We start from the raw sequence: 17616 nt of genomic DNA, 5'->3' as shown, positions 1-17616 counted from the left end.
ATTTCGGTCGGCCACAACCTGGGAGTGTTCCCGGTAATCAGCGGCATTTAGATGATGCGTGCTTTTCGGGACAGTCGATACCTAGTCAACTTGCTTATGAACATGCAGAGTTCATCTTGTGGCAAGAGATGACTGCCGTTAGCGTCGAATCATGGACATGTCAAACTCGAACGTCGAGGAGCTCGCCGACCTGGCCGAGCTGGAATTCTCTCCGATCACCCCGGAGGATGCCGCCGACCTGGACGACCGTGTGTACCTGCTCGGTGTCCGCCCGGAGTTCGTGAGCCGGTAACGTCCGCTCGTCGATCCGCCCCCGGCGCTGCGGGGGCCCGTTGACACCAGAGGTTCACCACCGGAAACGGTGCCGGACCTCGCCCTCGGGGGATGGGGATTCAGTACGTGGTCATGGATCATCTGCCGGTCGCTCTTCCTGCTGGTTCAGTGCTGCGGCTGCCGGTCGATGCCGTTGACGCCACGCTCCGTGAGGCGATCGCCGAGCTTGATCCCGACGGTCGCCTCGGGAGCGCGGAGCGTCCCGTCTTCCTGACAGCTTGGCTTCCCTGCCTGAAGGGAAGCTGTCTGTCGTTTCTCGGTATGAGCCCTGCCAGTCGACAGTGGCTGGCAGGGCTTGCCGGTGCCGGTGCCGGTGCCGGTGCCGGCTTCGCCACGCGGCGCAGGGCCGAACTGGCGGCCGCCCTGGCCGTCGCGGACCCCGACGCCGTATTGCCGGACGATCCCATCGAACAAGTGATCGCTGTGGTACGGGCGTTGGTCAGAGCCGAGCCCGGTGCGGCCCGGTTCGAGCTCGGGCGGCAGCCGCTGTGGTGCGGCCCCGACTCAGGCAGCGGTCTGGCCCACTCCTGCGACCTGTCGACCGGCCAGCCGGTCGTGACCGGCTCCTATCTCGCCGGGGGGTCCGGAGCCCAGCTGCTGACAGCGGGTGGCGTGGATCTCGGCGAACTCATCGAGACACAGCCGTGGGGCCCCGAGTTGCGGCAGGCGGTGCACGCCGCCGAGACCGAACTCGACTGGCCGGTCCGAGTGGAGTTCGTCATCGAACACGGCAGGGCCCACATCGTCAGCACCACCCGAGCCTCCCTGCACGGCGCCGCTCTCCTGCGCGCCGTCGCCACCCGGTACGAACGCGGCCGGCTGACCCCCGGACAGGCGGCGTCGCTGGTGGAGCCCGTGGACGTCGAGCATGCGCGTTCCATGGCCGTGCCGTCCCTCGAGCTGCCCGTGGCGGCGCGCGGTCTCGGAGTGTCTCCCGGCATCGCTTCCGGTACCGTCGTCTTCAGCGCGGCCGAGGCCGTTGCCGCGCGGGCCGAGGGAGAACAGCCGGTGCTGGTCCTCACCGAGTCGAGGCCGGCGGACCTCCCGGGCCTGCTGGCCGCGACGGCCGTGGTCACCGAGCGAGGTGGACTGACGTCGCACGCCGCAGTCGTGGCGCGCGGACTCGGGCTGCCGGCCGTCGCGGCCCTCGTCGACGGCGTCCTGGACGCCGACGCCAAGACCCTGCACACCACGCGAGGCGACACCGTCCGGGCCGGCGATCTGGTCACCGTGGACGGCCGCACCGGAGTGATCCACCTCGGCGGCCGCAAGCAGTCCTCCACCAAACGACGGGCCGCCCTGGAACTGCCCGGCTGGCTGGACGACGCGCTGTCCGCGCTGCCCGGCATCACGGTGCGCGTGAACGCCGACACCGGCGCCGACGCCGCCGCGGGACGGGCGCTGGGCGCGGGCGGGGTGGGACTCTGCCGGATCGAGCACATGTTCCTCGGCGAGCGCCACCAGGTGCTCCAACGGGTCCTGATGGCCCGGCCCGGCCCCGACATGACCGAGGACCTCGCCACCCTGCACACCCTCCTGCGGACGGAGATCACGGACGTCCTCGCGGCGATGGACGGACTGCCCGTCACCATCCGCCTGCTTGATCCCCCGCGCCACGAATTCCTCCCCGACCTGACAGAACTCTCCCTGACCACGGAGGCCACCGGCGCGCTGGCCGACCGGGACCGGCTCGACATCACCCGTCGCCTGCACGAGCACAACCCCATGCTCGGGGTGCGCGGCGTGCGGATGGGCGTCCTGCTCCCGACGCTGACGGCCGTACAGATCAAGGCACTGGCGCAGGCGACGCTCGCGCTGCGACGCGACGGCCGCGACCCGCGGCCCGAACTCCTGGTCCCCATGGTGAGCGCGCCGGCGGAACTGGACTTCGTCCGGGGCATCCTCGACGACGTCTGTGCTCACCTGGGAACCTCCCCGGCCGAGGCGGGCATCTCGCTGGGAGCCATGATCGAGACCCCGCGGGCCGCGCTGCTGGCCCGGTCGATCGCACGCCGAGCGGACTCCCTGTCCCTGGGCACCAACGACCTCACCGCACTCGTCTGGGGCCTGTCCCGCGACGACGCCGAAAAGTATCTGCTGCCCGCCTACCAGGACATGGGCTTGATCGCCGAATCCCCCTTCGCTCGACTGGACGTCGAAGCGGTCGGCACCCTGGCTCGCCAGGTCGCCGAGGAGGCACGAGCCGTACACCCGGACATCACGCTCGGCGTCTGCGGCGAACAGGCGGCCGACGCGGCGGCCGTGCGGTTTTTCACCGAGGCGGGCTTCGACCACATCTCGTGCGCGCCGCCACGCGTCCCCCTGGCCAGGCTCGCCGCAGCACGTGCCGCCCTCGCCCGAAGAGCGGCGGATGTTCACCCGATGGAGGCAGGACGTTGAGCGAGCCGGCGATCGCCGTGGAACACCTCGGCCGTAGCTTCACCGACCGCGGACGCGAGATTGCGGCGCTGCGAGACGTCAGCTTCCAGGTCGGAGCCGGCGAGATCGTGGGCCTGCTCGGCAGCAACGGAGCCGGCAAGACCACCCTCACCAAGATCCTCGCCACCCTGCTGCTGCCCAGCACCGGCACCGCCCGTATCTTCGGGCACGACGTCACACGCGATCTGCGCACGGTACGCCGGATGACCGGCGTCGTGCTGGGCGGCGACCGCGGCCTCTACGCCAAGCTGAACGGCCGCGACAACCTGCGGTTCTTCGCCATGCTCGCCGGCGTAGGCCGACGCGGCCTGAAAACCAAGCTGGACGCCGCGCTGGAGGAAGTCGGCCTGGGTGCCGCGGCTGACCGCGCGGTGGAGACGTACTCCAAGGGCATGCGCCAGCGACTGCACATCGCCATCGGCATGATTGCCGAGCCGCGCGTGCTGCTGCTCGACGAACCGACTGTGGGTCTCGACCCGGTCGAGGCCGACCGACTGCGCGGCACCGTCGCAGCACTGCGCGACACCGGCGTGTCCGTTTTGCTCACGAGCCACTATCTGCTCGACATTGAACGCCTCGCCGGCCGGGTGATCATCCTCGCGGACGGCACCCTCGCGGCGGACCTGCCGGTTGAGGAGTTCGCCCGCCAGGCCGGCTACACCGCCACGGTGATCGTGCGCGGCACCGGCAGCCCGCCAGACGGTGGCGCGGTGTCGTCCCGCGACATCGCCGTCGGCGGTGTCGACGTGGCCGACGGGGCGTGGACCCTCCGGCTGCACGTCCGTGACTGGAGCGTCGGTTCGTTCGGTCTGCTGGAGCAGGCGCTGGCGCACGTCAGCGTCATGGACGTGCATATCGAGCCGGTTCGGCTGGAGGACGTCTACTCCCACGTGGCCGCGCGTCTGGCCGCCGGCAGCCAGGTCGGTGGAGTGCGGTGAGCGGCGCCCTGTGGATGTTCGTGACCGCGTTGCGCATGGAACAGCGGGCCATGCAGCGCAATCCGTTGCTGCTGGTCAACTCCGGCATGCTCCCCGCCGTGTTCCTGATCATCGCGGTGGAGACCGGTCGCCCCGACCCCGACGGCGCGGCCGAGCTCCTTGTGGCCGTGATGCTGACCGCGCTGTGGGGCTCCACGGTGTGGATGAGCGGAGGGGTCCTGCGCCGCGAGCGCAGCTTCGGCACGCTCGCCCGCTGTGTCTCCGGAGTCTGGTCGCCGTACCTGGTGCTGCTGGGCAAGAGCCTGGGCGCGACCGTCACCAGCGTCGGCGCGATCCTCGTCAGCACCGGCGTCACGGCGGTGGCGCTGGGGCTGCCGCTGGGGGTGTCGCACCCGCTGTGGATCGTCGTGTCGCTCATGGTTCTGGTGTGCTCCGCCACCGCTCTCGGGGCGCTGGTGTCCTGCCTCTTCCTGGTGACCCGCAACGGCCTGGTGTGGTCCCACGCGTTGATGTACCCGGTCTTCGCCGTGGGCGGGCTGCTCATCCCCACCCACGCGCTGCCCGCCTGGCTGCGCTGGGCACCCGATCTGCTCAGCCTGCACTGGATCAAGGACTGTCTGGTCGACGCGGCCACCGGCGGCGTCTCGGTCGCCCCGCTGGGTGCGGCGATGCTGCTGACGCTCGCCTACTTCTTTACCGCGGGCTTCGCCTACAGCCGGTCCGTCGAGAGGTCTCGGAGGGAGGGCACACTTGACCTCGCTTGACCTCGCTTGACCTCGCTTGACACCGCCCCGGCGCACGGCGCCGTCCCGGCCCGTGCCTTGCTGGCCTGGCGGGCGGCTGAGGCCGCCCGTATGGGCTGGCTCGAGTACCGCGCGCTCCAGACGCCTGCCGGCCTGCTCGGCGCGACACTGCCGCGCGGGGTTCTGCAGATTCTGTTCTTCACGACGCTCGCCGGCGTCCTCGCCGGTCCCGGACACCGCGAGTACGCCTTCGCCGGTTCGCTCGTACTGGCGTTGAGCAGCACCAACGTCAACGGTGTGGTCGCCGTGCCCGTCCTGGACAAGCAGTACGCCACCTTCGCGCGGGTGCGCACCGGCGCGCTGTCGCCCACCGTCACCCAGATCGCCCGGGCGCTGCCCTATCCCGTCATGGGCTGGAGCCTCCTCGTCGTGCAGGGCGCGATCGCGGCGCCCCTGCTCGGTATGACGGACTTCGCCCTGCGGTTGCTGCCCTGGGCGTGGGTGTACGCGCTGATCGCTCTGACGCTCAGCGTGCTGGGGCTCGCGGGAGCGACGATGACCGTCGGCAAACGGGCCGATGTGGTGGCCCCGAACGTCCTGTCCTACCTCGTCATGCTGTGCAGTGGCGCGATCGTCCCGCCCGGCCGGGTGGGATGGGTGGACGCGATCGGCCAGGTGCTGCCGGCCCGGCACGGCCTGGACGCCGTCCGCGCGGGGATGGACGGCCGGCCCTGGCTCGGCGACCTGGGGCTGGAGGTCGCCGCCGGTCTCGGGTTCACCGTCCTCGCCGCCTTGTCGATCCTCCACCAGGCCCGGCGCGCGAGCAGACACGGCCACGACGACTTCGAGTGACCGACGTGCCCACACCCGAGGGGAAACCGATGAGCATCATCCGCCTGCCTCTGGCTGTGCGGACCGAAGCGGACCATGAGGAGTCCGCTTCGCCGCCCAGCAGAGCCCTGCGTGTCGCCCTGGTGAACATGCCCTGGGCACGCATTCACGCGCCCTCCATCCAGTGCGGACTGCTGCAGTCAATCGCCCGCAGGGCCGGCCACGAGTGCGACAGCCACTACCTCAACATCGAGTTCGCCTCCTTCTTCGGCAGTAAGGCCTACGACGGAATCGCCAACATCGCCTCCGAGCGGCTCCACCTGATGGGGGAATGGCTGTTCTCCTACGCCGCATTCGGCGAAGTGACCCCGGACGACGACTACTTCGCCGCGTACCCGGAGGTGAAGTCCATCTGGGACGAGCTCACCGGCAAAGGCCTCGAGGATCTCGTGGAGTTGCGCCGTGAGAGGCTGCCGGACTGGATCGCCGAATGCGCGGCCAGACCGGAGTGGGGGGAGTACGACGTCATCGGATTCACCTCCACCTTCCTGCAGAACGCGGCGTCGCTCGCACTGGGGAGAAAGATCAAGGAATTCTGCCCGGGCGTGACGCTGGCGTACGGGGGTGCCAACTCCGACGGGGAGATGGGGGCCGAGTACGCGAGGAAGCTGCCCTGGCTCGACTACGTGGTGGCCGGCGAGGGCGATCTCGTGTTCCCCGCACTGTTGAAGAACGTCGCCGACGGCACGAACACCCCCATTCCTGGAGTCCTGCGGCATCCCGCCACGGACGTACCGCCGACTGCCGACGCCCCGCGCCCGCAGGTCCTCGACGACCTTCCCACCCCGGACTACCGGGACTACTTCACCTGGGTGGAGCGCTTCGACCGCGCCCGGCTGCTGGGCCGGACCCCCATACGGCTGCCGGTCGAGTTCTCCCGGGGATGCTGGTGGGGCCAGAAACACCACTGCACCTTCTGCGGCCTCAACGCGCTCGGCATGGCGTACCGCTCCAAGTCCGGTGAGCGCGCGTTCACCGAGCTGAGAGCCCTGCTGCGCGACTACCCGGTGGTGCATGTCGACACCGTCGACAACATCCTCGACATGGGGTATTTCTCCTCGCTGTGCGCGCAGCTTGCCGAGGAGCACTGGGACGTGAACCTCTTCTTCGAGGTGAAGGCCAATCTCACCCGGGAACAGCTCGCGACCCTGAAAAGCGCCGGAATACTGCGCATCCAGCCCGGCATCGAGAGCCTCAGCACCCATGTGCTGCAGCTGATGCGCAAGGGCGCGAGCAAGCTGATCAACATCCGGCTGCTGAAATGGGCTGCCTACTACGGGATCGACGTGGCCTGGAACATCCTGGCGGGATTCCCGGGAGAGACCGAGGAGGACTACGCCGAGCAACTGCGCCTGCTCCCGCTGCTGCACCATCTCCAGCCGCCCGGCGGCTGTGGCAGGATCTGGCTGGAGCGCTTCAGCCCCTATTTCACCGACCCGTCCTTCCCCATCGACAACCTCCGGCCGCGGGCCAGCTACAGCCACGTCTATCCGGCCTCGCTGGCCCTCGAGAAGATCGCGTACTTCTTCGACTACGAAGCGTCCGGCACGGTGTCCCACGAGACGGTGGCCGCGCTGAACGCCGCCGTCTCACACTGGCAGACCCGCTTCACCGAGGCGAAGCCCAGCCTCGTCTACCAGCGGCTGCCCGGGAAACTGACAGTGATCGACCGCAGGACCGACCAGCCCCGTCGGGCTGTCCTCACGGGCTGGAAGGCGGACGTCTACGAGGCCTGCGGCGACGCACCCCGGTCGGCGGCGGCGGTCTCCCGCCACGTGGCGGCGCAGGGTCTGGCCGTCACCGATGACGACGTGACCGCCTTCCTCGAACAGTGCTGCCGCGCGGGCGTGATGGTGTCCGACGACGGCAAGTACCTCGGGCTCGCGCTGCCGGAGAACCCCAGCTGGTAGCCGTCGCGGACCCGTGTCAAGGGAGGAGAGCGCATGACAGCAGCGGCATCGGCACGCGACAGAGTGCGCCTGGGCAGGAGCATCGCGTCCCGCCTGGCCGCGTCCACGGAGGCTCCCGCCGCGTTCGTCGCCGGCAGTTCGGTGGTCGGACTGGGCAGCGCCACCAGCGACATCGACGTCTATCTGGTCGGCTCCCCGGCGGAGGAGAAACGGCAGCAGATGTTCGCCGACACCATCCGTGTCGACGTACAGCATGTCCGGCTGGACACCCTGGAGTCGCTCGTCGACCGGGTCCTCGGCACGGACCTGCGCTCGGACCATGCGGGCCGGACACTGTCGGACCGTGAGATCGCGCTGACGGTCCGATTGTTCACGGGTGACATCGCGACCGACTCGGGCGCGCTGGCCGCGCTGCGCAAACGGCTCGACGAACACCCGCTGCGGCTGTCCCGCCTGGTCATGAACGCCTGGATACTCGCCGCGTTCTTCGCGGCCGAGGACTGTCTCGGGCTCCAGCGTTCGGACGACCCGAACGACCTCGACGCGGCCGCGCTCGCCGGCCGGCGCGGTCTGGTCTGCGCGGGCAAGGCGCTGGCCGCAGCGGGTGGGGACCTCTACTTCGGCGAGAAATGGGTGTGGCGGCAGCTCGCTCGCAGCGGCCCCGACGGTTTTCCCTTCGCGGATTTCCAACGGCTACTGCGGGACGACCCCCTGGCCGTCGACCCGCAGGCCGGCTTGACCGCGCTGACGTCGTTCGCGCAGACCTGTCTGATCGCCACAGCCACCCTCGGCTGGCACGGCGTCGAGGTCTCCCACTGGCCGGCCTGGCTGGCGGGGAGTGGTCCGCTGCGGAGGTCCCCGACGTTCTTCCCGCGCGCCTACGACGACACGGTGACGCTGGTCGAGCCCGCTGGCCGGCACTTCCGCCTGACGCCCGACGTGGCGCTGGTCTGGGGCCTGAGCCACAGGCTGTCCGCCCAGACCGTCACGGAGCATGCGCTGGGTCTGTCGAAGGAGGCGCCGGCGTTCGCTGCGCTGACCGAGAAGCGGTGCTGGCGCATCACCACCGAGTCGCGGGAAGCGGGTCTGCTCACAGAGCAGGGCGGACAGTGGGGAGCGATGTGAGGTTCCGTCAGAAACGCAGCACCACTCTCGACCTCGCCCTCGCGCTGCAGCGCGAGCTGATCGGGCGCACCGGTTCCTGGGAGTCCAACTTCCTGCCCAGACCGGTCACCCCGCAGACGGACCTGTTCCGTGACGGACTGTGGTCATGGGCGGGGGTCGTCGGCTCCGGCCTCCCCGCGTTCCTGGCCGCCGCCCGCCGGCCGGAGGACCTCATCACCCTCGTCGACGACGACCGCCTTCGCCCCGGAACGGAACTCCTCACCACCGCGCTGACCGCGGCGGCCCCGACCCTCGCCGAGGCGCTCCCCGCGTTCGAGGAGATCCGCAAGCAGGCGGCCGTGGAGATCAACGACTTCCTGGCGCCCGAGCGTTACCTGGCTCCCCTCTGCGCGGCGCTGGGCACGGCCGAGACCGAGCGGACGCTGGACCTCCACCTCGTGCCGCTCGCCCCGGCCCCGCCCGCCACGGGCTTCCTGACCTACGCAGGCAAGGTCACGGGCCTCTACGTCGACTGCCGCCGCTTTCGCGGATCGACGCTCGCGGACGCCGTCCTGACCATGCTGGGCTGGGCACAGCTGAAATCGGGGGCCATCCCCGAGGGCCACCTGTCCACCGAGCTGGTCCGTCGCCTGCCCGGCAGTGCTCCCTACCAGCGTCGGCTACGCGTCATCCTCACCAAGATCCTCGTAGAGATGACCGCAGGTCATCTGGTCCGCGCGCTGGACCCCGCACACCGCCCCTGCGCCGACGTGCTCGGCGCCAAGTGGCGCTACGCGCGGCTGTACTCCGTGGCCGAACGGCACTGGCCCCGCCACCTCGACGGCGACATCGACCGCGACGAAGCGCTGACGCTGATGGCCGCGGAACTTTCCGCCCACAGTCTGCGGTGGTTCGTCGACTCCGTCGACCCGTCCTCGCTTGCCGCGGACTTCTACCTCCTGGAGTGGCTGACCGCGGCGGGCGACCGCACGGCCAGAGCACGGCTGTTCCGCTGGCTGCCCCACCTGTGTGCAGAACTGGCAGGACACCTGGACAACGTGATCGGCAACGAGCTCGGGCACTATGAACGAGCCAGGACCCAGCACTATCCGAGGGAACTGGCCGACTTCATCACGGAGATCAACCAGGGCGACAGCCGCGTCACATGGCAGCGGCTGCGCCGCGAGAGGGGCCACGGTCTGGCGCTGCGGCTCGCCACCGAGGCATTCGCCGGTCCGGGCGTGGAGTTCGGCGGAGAGGCGTGGGCTCCGGTGGCCGCCATGATGCGGCGCTACGTCCAGCACGAGCTGCCCGACCAGGTCTTCGTCGATCAGTGCTTCACCTTGGAGCACAACAACGGCTCGCTCTTCGACAAGTATCACGACACGACGACCACACGTGTGGTGCTGGACGCCCAGGCAGCGACCGATCTCGACACGCTGCTGACGCATGCCTCAGCCGAAGTCCGGGAGCTGTGGCGGGCACACCGCCTTGACTTGGTGGAGGGCCATCCGGTATGGCTCGGGGCACACCCGGCCTCCCCGGCCGAGATTCCCGTGGATTCGTCGGGATGGAACGCGACCGGCCTGCACACCAGCGCGCCAGGCACGGTCGGATGCGGCGACCGCAGCGACCGGAACGCGTTCGACCCCCTGAGCGACCCGCTGCGCGACTCCCCGGTACGGGTCCGCCAGACACCCGCCCGTCGACCCTTCTCCTCCTTCTTGAGGACCTACCGATCCCTGGCCGCAGTCCTGCACACCGAACGTGGCGACATCCACCTCACCCTGCGCCCCGATGAGACTCCCTACACTGCGGACAACTTCGTGGGTCTGGCGACCGGGAGCCGTACCTGGACCGACCCTTTGACGGGAGCCACCGGGAGGGCGGTTTCTACGACGGCACGGTCTTCCACCGTCGAGTGCCCGGGTTTGTCGTCCAAGGCGGCGACCGGCTGGGCACTGGGCACGGCAGTGCCGGATACCGGATACCCGACGAAATCCATCCGGACCGGGGATTCGAGCGGCCTTTCCAACTTGCCATGGCGAATCTCGGCAGGGACAGCACCGGCTCGCAGTTCTTCATCACCCTTGCTTCGGCACCCCATCTGAACGGGCAGTACACGATCTTCGGAGAGGTAGCGGACGACCTGTCCAAGGACGTGGTCGGCGCGATTGCCGCGTCACCGATGGCGGTCCGGCTCGACCGCGTGACGATCTTGGCAACCTGAAACCTGGGCCCGCTGAGGACCCGCTGTCGGCGTCAGCGTCTGGTGGAGTGGGGCGGTTGACGGGGTGGGGTGGGCGTTGATCCAGGAGAGGCCGCCGAGGTCGAGGTGGTGGCGGGCGCGGGTGACGGCGACGTAGGCGAGGCGGACGTCGGTGTCGTTGACCGGTTGGGGGATCGGGCGGCCGTGGGGGTCGTGCTGGTCGGTGTCCTGGGGCGGGGGGAAGTCGTCGGCGATTTGGACGGCGGGCCATTCGAGGCCTTTGGCCTTGTGCGCGGTGGAGACGGTGACGTCGGCGTGGGCTTCGTCGGTGAGCTGGTACTGCGGGCGGACCGGCTGACGTCCGCGGTGAAAGAGGTCGCGCGCCTCTCACCGTTTTGAGGCGCCGCGTCAGCATGCTCGGCGGTTACGTGTTTCTCACCTCCGGCATGTCGGGCCACCTGTCGGTCATGCATGCCCCGACGGCATCCCATCCTGAACCGTCTTCCCGCGATCGAGAGCCGCAGCCCTCGATAGGAGTCTCCTGACTGGGCATCAGGGTGCGGTGTGCCAGGATCACCGTGGAGGAGGTGCGGTCCGGTGGGCTCGCTGCAGGTGGATGTGCTGGCGTATGAGGCGCTGTGCGAGCGGTGCTCCTTTTCCCTGTGGTGGGTGTTCGGGCTGCTGCCGTCGTACCGGCCGCGCGGCGAGGAGTTCACCACCACGGACTTTCCCGAGGCGGTCGACATGGCGCGTCGCATCCTGGCCGCGCCGGACGGTGACACGGCGGACATCGCGGCACAGCTGCACGGCCGTCCCGCGTGGCAGCGGGGGCGCAGCTTCAACCCGAACCGGTGCGCTGCCTGTGGGCACCATGCCGACTGGCACGTTTTCGATGGGATCCTCAACCGTGCCTGCCACGGGGGCTGGATCCATGCTGCCGCGGGCCGTGTCCCCGTCCTTGAGTGGCGTGCGATCAGAGGCCGTGGGCAGGGGATCTGTTGGCCGTACTGCTGACCTTCCGCGGCCTTCCCCGGCAGCGAGGGAGGCCGGGCGCGTGGTGGCCGGGCGGGTGATCCGTGCGGCGCGTGTGCCGGGCGGTGTGAACGGCAGTGGTGAGACGGTGCCGGGCACAATGGGTCGCCCCGCCAGGCCGGTTGGTCGGCGCTGGGGTGGGTGACCTCGCTCGGCGGGGCGGAGACGAGGATCTCCAGCGGGATCTCGCCGCCGCATTCGCTGCAGCGGCGGACGTCCGCGTCGGGAGTGAACCGTATGTGGACCAGCTCGCTGCAGGGTGTGCCGCATGAGGTGCAGGTGTCCTCGCGGACGCCGCGCAGTACCTCACCGTGGCCTTGGCCATATGTCTCCCTTGGTTGCCAGGGCGGCGGCGGGCTCGGCTGCCCGCCGGACACGTTGGTACTCTTCAACTTGTTGTGAAGTTACGCGGTTGCTGGTAACTTCACAACAAGTTGAAGAGTTCTCTGGTGGGAGGGTGGTGGGAAGGAGTGCTGCAGATCCAGCTGGGTGCCGAACGGCCCGCTGGCACCGGCGACGGGCTGGGGCGCGCCACGGTCGGATGGCGTCCGGGGATGTCGGAGGAGGAAGTCTGGCAGGCGGGGCGCGGCATCTGGAAGTTCAACGCCGACCGGGCTCTGTCCCAGGACGAGGTGCAGATCGTCAATACCGACGGCATGGTGCTTGCGGTCGCGAGGATCACCGGGATTTCCAAGCACGGTGACCGTTACGCCCTCGAGGGTGCCCTGCTGCGCGGCGATGCGCGGGTGGGCCGTCCCACTCCGAGCCCGCACCTCTCCCGCAACCCCGTCACCTACCTCTGAGAGCCGCGGTGTGATGAGCGACTTCGACGCGATCGACTCGCTGCTCGCCTCCCTCACGCCCCAACCCGCGCTGCCCGAGGCGCAGGTGCGCCGTGACCTGCGTGAGCGGGCCGGCCTGTCGAAGGCCGAGGTGGCCCGAGTGCTCGGGGTGAGCCCGTCCACGGTCACGGGGTGGGAGACCGGCCGGGATCCCTCCGGGGAACTCAGAACGAAGTACGCCTACCTCCTGGACGGCCTGGCCGCGAAACTCGCACCCCCCGCCCCACCGCCCGCAGACGAAGCAGCCGCGCCCCAGCCCGCACTGGACGAGAGCACAACGTTCCCGGCAGCCGGCGGAGGCATGGCCGCAGGCGACGACATGGACGACGTCGAAGCTCTGGCCGCGCCCGAGCCGTGTGTCCTGTGCGGGCAGCCTGCCCGCGACCAGGTCGCCGGTTTCCCCCAGCACCTCGACCCCACCCAGTGCGCCACCACAGCCCCCGCGCCCGGCCCCCCGGCCAAACGGCCGGAGGGCCGCACGACGAAACCCGTACAGGCCGCGCCCGCCGGCTGGCGTGTGCGGGCCGCGTCCGACACGGACCCGTCGTCCGCCCCGATTGAGGCGGCCGTGGCCGAGGCGCTCGAGGCGCACGAGGGCGATGTGGAGGCGGCGACCGCAGTCTTGGTCAAGCGGGCGATCCCGGATGCGATGGCTCTGCTGGACGAGACCCGTAGGGGCGGCCGCTACGCGATCGTTGCTCACCCGTGGATCCCGGACATCCTGCGCAAGCAGTCCGCGCGCGGTGCCGACGAGATCTGGGAGGCCCGCCCCAGGTGGACCCGCCCCGAACTGCCTTCCGGCGTGCACGAGGTGACGGCCCTGGACATCAACGGCGCCTATCTCAGCGCGCTCAAGACGCACCTGCCGCTCGGGCAGCTGGAGCACTCCACCGGCGGCGGGCATGACCGGCGCCGGGCCGGGGTCCACCTGATCACTCCGCCCGCATGGGAGCACGGCGCGTATCTGCCCAACCCGATCGGCAGCCGTGACGAGCCCGGCCCGCTGTGGGTCACCGAGCCCACCCTGCGCCTGCTGCTGCGTCTGTCCGGCCCGAAGTACGCTCTGTGTGAACCTCCTGAGATCCATGAGTCGTTCACCTCGGGTGCGACGGAGAGCTTGCTGGAGAAGTTCCGGATCACTCTCAAGGATGCCCGGGACCGGGCTATCGCCGAGGGGGACGAGGTGATGCTGGAGTACGTGAAGGCGATGTATTCGAAATTTGTCTCGACGATGGGGGAGTCGAACTACAACCGGGAGCTGTACCGTCCGGACTGGATGCACCTGATCCGCTCGCAGGCGTTCGCCAACCTCTGGGCCAAAGCCCTCAGGGCGCACGACGCCGGCCTGGCGGTCGTCCGCGCGATGGGCACCGACGAACTCCACGTCGTCGGCGACTGGCGGCGTGTCTTCCCAGAAGGCCGTGGAGTTTCCGAAGTGAAGGTCAAGGACGTGTACGCCGTCGGCACCGTACCCACCGACCCGGCCGCGGCCGGACAGACCGACGAGGACTGACAGGGGGAGTTCACGTGCCCGAGCGCACCATCGATTTCGGCAAGTACGGCGCCCAAGGAATCAAGGGCTACGAGGCCGTCGCCCGCCAGCTCGACGCCCTTGCCGACTTCATCGCTTCGCCCGTCACCACCCGGCGCGGCCTTATGGCCCGTCTGCACTATCTCACCCGCACCCCCCGCGCCCGCGCCGCCGCCCACGACGCGGGCCTGACCGTCACCGACCGCACCCTGAAGGCATGGCTGGCCGGCACCCGCAATCCCACCCCACAGAACCTCGCCCGGATCGAAGCCGCCTACCGTACGGTCCGCCGCCACAACGTCGCCCGCTACCTCCTGGCCCGCCTCAACCGCACCGGCCGCGGTACCCGCGTCGAGATCCACCCGCTCAATCAGTCCGGCGTGCGACCTTCCCAGCAGCGGGCCGTGGAATTCCGCACCCTCAACATCCGCCGTTGGGAGGCCATCATCGGCGCCTGGTCCACCGGCGATGACCGGGCCCTGGACGACGCCTGGATCGAGCAGATCGTCGACCTCGGCTCGCAGTGGGGCCAGTACGAGTACGTCACCAACATCGGCTTCGCCGCCTGAACCCTACCCACCGCACACGAAAGCCGACTCGCACGGCCGAACCGGCCATCGCTGCCCCGCCCGATAGGCCCCAGGCTCCCCGGAGGATGGGGGCGTGAATCTGACGCCTGCCGTCGCAGAAACGGGCGGGAACGCGGCGAGCCAGGGGGACTGGCATGGAGGTATGAAAGCGGATGCCTTTCGGGCACGGCGGAGATCGGGAACGCGGTGGCGCTCAGGACGGGCGGTGCATGCGTCACTTCCAACCCCCCTACAACCGGCGCCAGCGCATGTGCGACACCACCCCTGGAACCGAAGGAAATCATGCACGGCCGCCAGCGGACACGTCGGAGAGCGGCGTACGGGCAGCAGGCTGTCGGCACACTTCATCGCACCGGCGAAGTTCAGCCACCACTCCCGGTATCCCTGCCATAGCCTTCGCACGCTCCGTTACGATGAGCGGCACGATTGTTGGCACGTGACACGGACAGGCCCGGAACGGGCCCGCCCTGCCCCGGGCCAGGTGATGTCGCACAGACGTACGCCGCGGGACGGGGCTGGCTCCACTCCGGACTGCGTCTGGCGAGACGGCGTCCGGCCTACGGGGGTGCCGGCGGGATGCGTGGGGTGGCAGTGCGGACCGACTTCGGGGACCTCGTCGTGGACCAGGCCATCGTCCACGTAGTGCCCAGGAGCGCCCAGGGCGAGGAGCTCTTTCCGCTCCAGCTCAGCCAGACGTTCTGCCGCCTGGACGAAGACGTGCGCTACGAACTCCAGGGCAAACTGCGTGACGTCTTCGCCCGTCTGGGGCGCGAGGTCATCGAGGACCCGGAACTCAAGTCCCCCCTGCCCGACGCGGTCCGCGCCTTCCTCGGCGCTGAACAGGACCTCGTCCAAGTCTCCGGGGAGCTGGCACACGCACTGCGCGACAGCCAAGGAGGAAACAACCCGGCCGGGCTTCTCCTGGTCGCCTCCGCACGCCTGGACAGCCAGCAGGCGCTGCTGATGGTCAAACTCGAGCACGAGACCGGCATGCAGACCAACGAGATCGTCACCGACGGCCTGCGCACCTTCGCCATGCAGTACCTCGATGACCTCCTGCTCACCCAGAAATCCAAGGTGTACAAAGTAGCCCTCTTCTCCGAAGAGGGGCTGGCTGAATCAGGGCTTCAGGGATGGGCCGCAGACCCCCAGACATCGGGCAAGGACGTTGCCCGCTTCTTCCTCGAGAAGTTCCTGGGCTGTCGGCATCAAAACGACCCCAGGGAACTGACCCGCCGCTTCCACGACACCGCGATGAACTGGGTCAACAGCCGCTGCACGGACTCAGACACCCGTATGAACTACGTCCTGGCCACGATGGTGGAACTCCAGAGGCCTACCCCGACACTGGACCCCACGGAGTTCATCCGCACCCACTTGCGCGACGCGCACCAGGCCGACCTTGCCGCATTCCTCGCCGAGAACGACGTCCCTATCGGCACCTTCGAGAAGAACACCGAACTCATCAGTAACAGGCTCCAGAAAATGCGAGTGGACCTGTCCAACGGTGCCTTCCTCGTCGCCCCGGTAGAAGCCATGCAGGACGGAACCATCCAAGTAGAGGACCTCGGCGACGGCCGGACGACGGTGACAGTCACCTCGACCGTCACCAAGACCAGCAGCGGAGCAGCAGGCCGCCCTCTCAAACCACCCACTCAGCGCCCTGAGCAGCCCACCCAGGCCGAGACACTTCCTGGATTCGAGACAATCCGCGCCCTCCCCAAACAAGCCACGCCTGCCCACAACGGACACGCGCTCCCACCGGCCCAGGCGTGATGCTCCGCGGCACCCTCCCCAACGCTTGGCTGGGTCAGCCGTGCCCCTGAGCGCCGATGAGGCCTTCCAGCGCTATCAACACGAACGGCCCCGCATCGAAAAGGCAGCCGAGGCGACCAAGGCACACCTGGAGCATCACACCGCCCTCCGCTGGATCGCCTGCGAGGTGACCGCCCGCGCCAAGGAGGTCAGCAGCTTCAACACGAAGATGTACCCCGCAAGGGCTACACCGACCCCTGGAAGGAAATCACCGACAAGGCCGGCGTACGCGTCATCGTGCCCCACAGAGGTCTGCTCGACCCCGCCCTGGAAATGATCAAAGACTGCCTCGACGTCCGGTGGGTAGAGGACGACCGGGACACGCCCGGCGACGAGGACCGCCTGCGTTACCCCCGCCTGCACGTCCAAGCCGTCATGGTCGGCGGGGAAGAAGACCCCGACGGCAACCCGTACGACTGTGAGATCCAACTACGCACCGAGGCAGTCGACTTGTGGTCACGCATGTCCCACAAGCTCCTGTACAAGCCCGGCGTCACCCCACCCCCCGATGTCAGACGCTCGCTGTACCGTCTGATTGCCCTGGTCGAACTATTCGACCTCGAGGTCGAACGGGGGGTAGAAGCCATGGCACAGCACCCTGACCTTGCACGCAGCAACCACCACCTCCTCAACACGGCCGAACAGATCTACCGCACCTTCACTGACCACCCCTACAGCACCGACCTGTCCCACGAAGTCATCGACACCTCTCGCAGACCATCGACGACACCGCCGCCTACAGCGAGCAACTCACCCAGTTCACCGAACGCTTCCGCGAGCGTCTCGAACGTGCCTACACCGAGTACGGACCCACCAGCGCCCTTTTCCTCAAGCGCGGCCGCTACCTGCTGGCCAGCCAGCCAGAAAGCCTGATCATCTTTGAACGGCTATCCCAGATCCGTTCCCGCTTCGACCTGCACATTGCCTGGAAGAACAGCGAGCTACCAGACAGCATGATCACCGACATGGCCCAGATCTGGGGAGTCTCCCTATGACGGGCCCAGCACAGCCCGAGCCCCCGGCCCTCGCGGCCGCCACCGCGATGTTCATCGAGGTCCTCGTGGTCGGCATCGGCGCGCTCACCGCAGCCGTGCTCCTCCTCATTGCTCTGATCGGCCCAGCTACCACGGCCAAACTCGCCCCCCTAGTACTGCAACCGTGCTTGTAGTGACGGTGTGACGTCGTGGTCGTTGTGCTTGTCATGGGTGGGGACCTCGGGATCAGTGACGTGCGGCGGTG

The 17616-nt window shown here is 68.9% G+C and carries 16 protein-coding genes and 1 pseudogene; 15 read left to right on the top strand and 2 right to left on the bottom strand.

Going from position 1 to position 17616, the window contains the following annotated elements; translation table 11 throughout:
• Positions 1 to 151 precede the first annotated feature (151 nt).
• Positions 152 to 292, top strand: coding sequence for a hypothetical protein (locus ACIQ7D_RS36390; protein ID WP_403945356.1), 141 nt, complete (start codon positions 152 to 154; stop codon positions 290 to 292).
• A gap of 146 nt (positions 293 to 438) precedes the next feature.
• Here ACIQ7D_RS36390 and ACIQ7D_RS36385 read toward each other — a convergent pair whose 3' ends face one another.
• Positions 439 to 747, bottom strand: coding sequence for a hypothetical protein (locus ACIQ7D_RS36385; RefSeq protein ID WP_403945354.1), 309 nt, complete (start codon positions 745 to 747; stop codon positions 439 to 441).
• Between ACIQ7D_RS36385 and ACIQ7D_RS36380 the strand changes: the two genes are divergently transcribed.
• From ACIQ7D_RS36380 to ACIQ7D_RS36350, 7 genes are all read left to right on the top strand, one after another.
• On the top strand, positions 748 to 2733 hold the full coding sequence (locus ACIQ7D_RS36380) for a putative PEP-binding protein (RefSeq protein ID WP_403945353.1): 1986 nt from the start codon (positions 748 to 750) through the stop codon (positions 2731 to 2733).
• Positions 2730 to 3710 carry an ABC transporter ATP-binding protein gene (locus tag ACIQ7D_RS36375; RefSeq protein WP_403945350.1) on the top strand — a complete coding sequence of 327 codons (981 nt, stop codon included), beginning with the start codon at positions 2730 to 2732 and terminating at the stop codon, positions 3708 to 3710. Before ACIQ7D_RS36380 ends, ACIQ7D_RS36375 begins: the two co-directional genes overlap by 4 nt.
• Positions 3707 to 4474 (top strand): ABC transporter permease, encoded by a 768-nt coding sequence (locus tag ACIQ7D_RS36370; protein WP_403945348.1) that lies wholly within the window; start codon positions 3707 to 3709, stop codon positions 4472 to 4474. Before ACIQ7D_RS36375 ends, ACIQ7D_RS36370 begins: the two co-directional genes overlap by 4 nt.
• 6 nt (positions 4475 to 4480) lie before the next feature.
• Positions 4481 to 5305 (top strand): ABC transporter permease, encoded by an 825-nt coding sequence (locus ACIQ7D_RS36365; protein ID WP_403945345.1) that lies wholly within the window; start codon positions 4481 to 4483, stop codon positions 5303 to 5305.
• A gap of 29 nt (positions 5306 to 5334) precedes the next feature.
• Positions 5335 to 7254, top strand: coding sequence for a RiPP maturation radical SAM C-methyltransferase (locus ACIQ7D_RS36360; protein WP_403945343.1), 1920 nt, complete (start codon positions 5335 to 5337; stop codon positions 7252 to 7254).
• 33 nt (positions 7255 to 7287) lie between these two features.
• Entirely contained in the window at positions 7288 to 8379 is a 1092-nt protein-coding gene (locus ACIQ7D_RS36355) for a hypothetical protein (protein WP_403945341.1), read from the top strand.
• 1900 nt (positions 8380 to 10279) lie between these two features.
• The gene (locus ACIQ7D_RS36350) at positions 10280 to 10588 is read left to right on the top strand and encodes a peptidylprolyl isomerase (RefSeq protein ID WP_403945339.1); all 309 of its coding nucleotides are present in this window, start codon (positions 10280 to 10282) and stop codon (positions 10586 to 10588) included.
• On the opposite strand, the pseudogene ACIQ7D_RS36345 reads toward ACIQ7D_RS36350, so the two are convergent.
• Positions 10541 to 10900: pseudogene (locus tag ACIQ7D_RS36345) on the bottom strand (3'-5' exonuclease); the annotation flags it as partial. The gene ACIQ7D_RS36350 and the pseudogene ACIQ7D_RS36345 sit on opposite strands and share 48 nt — an antisense overlap.
• 264 nt (positions 10901 to 11164) lie before the next feature.
• Here ACIQ7D_RS36345 and ACIQ7D_RS36340 point away from each other — a divergent pair.
• From ACIQ7D_RS36340 to ACIQ7D_RS36310, 7 genes are all read left to right on the top strand, one after another.
• A complete protein-coding gene (locus ACIQ7D_RS36340; RefSeq protein WP_403945337.1) occupies positions 11165 to 11581 on the top strand; it encodes a hypothetical protein in 417 nt (138 codons plus the stop codon).
• A 488-nt stretch (positions 11582 to 12069) separates the two neighbouring features.
• Complete coding sequence (locus tag ACIQ7D_RS36335; protein WP_403945335.1) at positions 12070 to 12402, top strand: hypothetical protein; 333 nt, start codon at positions 12070 to 12072, stop codon at positions 12400 to 12402.
• 13 nt (positions 12403 to 12415) lie between these two features.
• Positions 12416 to 13954: a helix-turn-helix transcriptional regulator gene (locus ACIQ7D_RS36330; RefSeq protein WP_403945334.1), complete on the top strand. Its 1539-nt coding sequence runs from the start codon at positions 12416 to 12418 to the stop codon at positions 13952 to 13954.
• 14 nt (positions 13955 to 13968) lie between these two features.
• Positions 13969 to 14541 (top strand): transcriptional regulator, encoded by a 573-nt coding sequence (locus tag ACIQ7D_RS36325; protein WP_403945332.1) that lies wholly within the window; start codon positions 13969 to 13971, stop codon positions 14539 to 14541.
• Between the two features lie 639 nt (positions 14542 to 15180).
• Positions 15181 to 16338 (top strand): nucleoid-associated protein, encoded by a 1158-nt coding sequence (locus ACIQ7D_RS36320; protein WP_403945330.1) that lies wholly within the window; start codon positions 15181 to 15183, stop codon positions 16336 to 16338.
• A gap of 276 nt (positions 16339 to 16614) precedes the next feature.
• Positions 16615 to 17250 (top strand): hypothetical protein, encoded by a 636-nt coding sequence (locus tag ACIQ7D_RS36315; protein ID WP_403945328.1) that lies wholly within the window; start codon positions 16615 to 16617, stop codon positions 17248 to 17250.
• 118 nt (positions 17251 to 17368) lie between these two features.
• The gene (locus ACIQ7D_RS36310; protein ID WP_403945325.1) at positions 17369 to 17545 is read left to right on the top strand and encodes a hypothetical protein; all 177 of its coding nucleotides are present in this window, start codon (positions 17369 to 17371) and stop codon (positions 17543 to 17545) included.
• Positions 17546 to 17616 lie beyond the last annotated feature (71 nt).

The sequence above is a fragment of the Streptomyces sp. NPDC096310 genome, from assembly GCF_044763125.1.
In the GTDB taxonomy this organism is placed as follows: domain Bacteria; phylum Actinomycetota; class Actinomycetes; order Streptomycetales; family Streptomycetaceae; genus Streptomyces.
The sequence above is the reverse complement of the archived record's forward strand: the minus strand, read 5'-3'. Positions and strand labels throughout refer to the sequence as shown.

What these genes read in the sequence shown, in the direction of transcription:
- ACIQ7D_RS36390 (WP_403945356.1), top strand. Translation starts at nt 152, where the DNA reads ATGGACATGTCAAACTCGAACGTCGAGGAGCTCGCCGACCTGGCCGAG.
- ACIQ7D_RS36360 (WP_403945343.1), top strand. Translation starts at nt 5,335, where the DNA reads ATGAGCATCATCCGCCTGCCTCTGGCTGTGCGGACCGAAGCGGACCAT.
- ACIQ7D_RS36355 (WP_403945341.1), top strand. Translation starts at nt 7,288, where the DNA reads ATGACAGCAGCGGCATCGGCACGCGACAGAGTGCGCCTGGGCAGGAGC.
- ACIQ7D_RS36330 (WP_403945334.1), top strand. Translation starts at nt 12,416, where the DNA reads ATGAGCGACTTCGACGCGATCGACTCGCTGCTCGCCTCCCTCACGCCC.
- ACIQ7D_RS36310 (WP_403945325.1), top strand. Translation starts at nt 17,369, where the DNA reads ATGACGGGCCCAGCACAGCCCGAGCCCCCGGCCCTCGCGGCCGCCACC.